The organism is Neisseria sp. HMSC055H02 (genome assembly GCF_001813335.1).
Classification (GTDB): Bacteria; Pseudomonadota; Gammaproteobacteria; order Burkholderiales; family Neisseriaceae; genus Neisseria; species Neisseria sicca_C.
Genome location: NZ_KV812097.1, coordinates 102768 through 104778 on the forward strand (window position 1 = coordinate 102768; position 2011 = coordinate 104778).

At 53.4% G+C, this 2011-nt stretch carries 1 protein-coding gene; it reads left to right on the forward strand.

The window, feature by feature from the left end; genetic code table 11:
- Positions 1–109: 109 nt before the first annotated feature.
- Entirely contained in the window at positions 110–1642 is a 1533-nt protein-coding gene (locus HMPREF2907_RS07905) for a helicase HerA-like domain-containing protein (protein WP_070681894.1), read from the forward strand.
- The last annotated feature ends 369 nt before the right edge of the window (positions 1643–2011 follow it).

Here is a 2011-nt window from a genome sequence, read left to right on the forward strand (position 1 = left end):
AGGTCGTCTGAAAACTTTTCAGACGACCTTCTGCCTATCTGTTGCCCTGTGTGTGGAAACATAAGAAAATAGCCTTATTTTTCAAACCATCCAATCAAAGGAAACCTTCATGACGACATTCCCCATCGCGCGCGCGGGCGATAAGACACTTGAAATCCAAGGCAAAATGGCGAACCGCCACGGCTTGATCGCCGGTGCGACCGGTACGGGCAAAACCGTGACCCTGCGCCGTATGGCGGAAGCCTTCAGCAGCGAGGGCGTTCCTGTATTTTTGGTTGACGTCAAAGGCGATTTGTCGGGCATCGCGCAAGCGGGTGCTGCCAGCGGCAAGGTGGGCGAACGCATTGCCGAGTTTGGCTTGGGCGAACAATGGCTGCAAAGCTTCCCCGTGCGCTTTTGGGATGTTTACGGTGAAACCGGCATTCCGGTGCGCGTAACCGTTTCGGAAATGGGCCCGCTGCTGCTGGCGCGTTTGATGAACCTAAACGACACGCAGGAAGGCTTGTTGAACCTTGTGTTCAAAGTTGCCGACGATAAAGGCTGGCACATTCTGGATTTGAAAGACCTGCGCAGTATGCTGAAACACGTTTCCGACCACGCTTCGGAATACCGCACGCACTACGGCAATGTCTCCGCCGCCAGTATTGGCGCGATTCAGCGTCAGCTTTTGACGCTGGAGAACGAAGGTGCGGAAAAATTCTTCGGCGAGCCGTCGCTCAACCTGCAAGATTGGATGCAGACCGACAACGGCAAAGGCGTCATCAACGTCCTCAATTCGGAAAAACTGATGCGTTCGCCGCGTATGTACAGCGCGTTTTTGCTGTGGATGTTGGCGGAGTTGTTTGAAACCCTGCCCGAAGTCGGCGATTTGGACAAACCGAAATTCGTGATGTTCTTCGACGAAGCGCATTTGATGTTCGACAACGCCGCCAATGCGCTGGTGGAGCAAGTTGAGCAAGTCGTGCGCCTGATCCGTTCCAAAGGCGTGGGCGTGTATTTCGTGACCCAAAACCCGCTCGATTTGCCCGACACCATTCTCGGACAGCTCGGCAACCGCGTGCAACACGCCCTGCGCGCCTTCACGCCGCGCGACCAAAAAGCGGTTAAGGCCGCTGCCGAAACCTTCCGCAGCAACCCGAATATCAAAGTTGCCGAAGCGATTGCCGAACTGGGCGTCGGCGAAGCACTCGTTTCCTTCCTCGACGAAAAAGGTATGCCCGAGCCGGTAGAGCGCGCGCTTGTCCTGCCGCCGCAATCCGCCTTGACCCCGCTTGCGGCCGAAGAGCGCAACCGCTTGTTCCAAAACGATGATTTGTATCCGACCTATAAAGACATGGTGGACAACTATTCCGCTTTTGAAGCCTTAGCCGAAGCCGACAGTCAGGTTGCGGCGGAGAAAGAGGCGGCAGCGGCGGCAAAAGAGCAGGAAAAAGCGCAAAAAGCCGCTGAAAAAGAAGCTGCCAATGCCGACCCCGGCATACTCGGCGGACTGCTCGGCGGTTTGAGCGGGGGGCGTAAAAAGTCAGGGCAGGGCTTGGGCTACAATGTCGCCGACGCCATCGGCAGCCAAATCAACCGCCAAGTGACCAACGCCATTTCCCGCAGCGTGATGGGCATCATTAAAAACATGTTTAAAAAATAAGGCGTAAAAAGAAGGCAAAGGTCGTCTGAAAGCCTGAAAATCGGTTTTCAGACGACCTTTTATATTAATTCAAAAAATATACCGTCATGCCCGCGCAGGCGGGAATCCAGGCACGCCCGCACAGAAACTTATCGGGTAAAACGGTTTCTTTAACTTTACGTTCTGGATTCCCGCCTGCGCGGGAATGACGGAATTTGATGATATGCTGGATTTAAAGTTAAGTATGCTTGCTATACGTCCTAGATTTCTGCCTGTTCTATTTTTACATTAACCTTGCCATCCGGTCTGTGTAGGTCTGATTCTTGAATCAGACAGTTTAAGACTTTTGGAATCCTCGTAAAAAAGGTCGTCTGAAACTTTCAGACGACC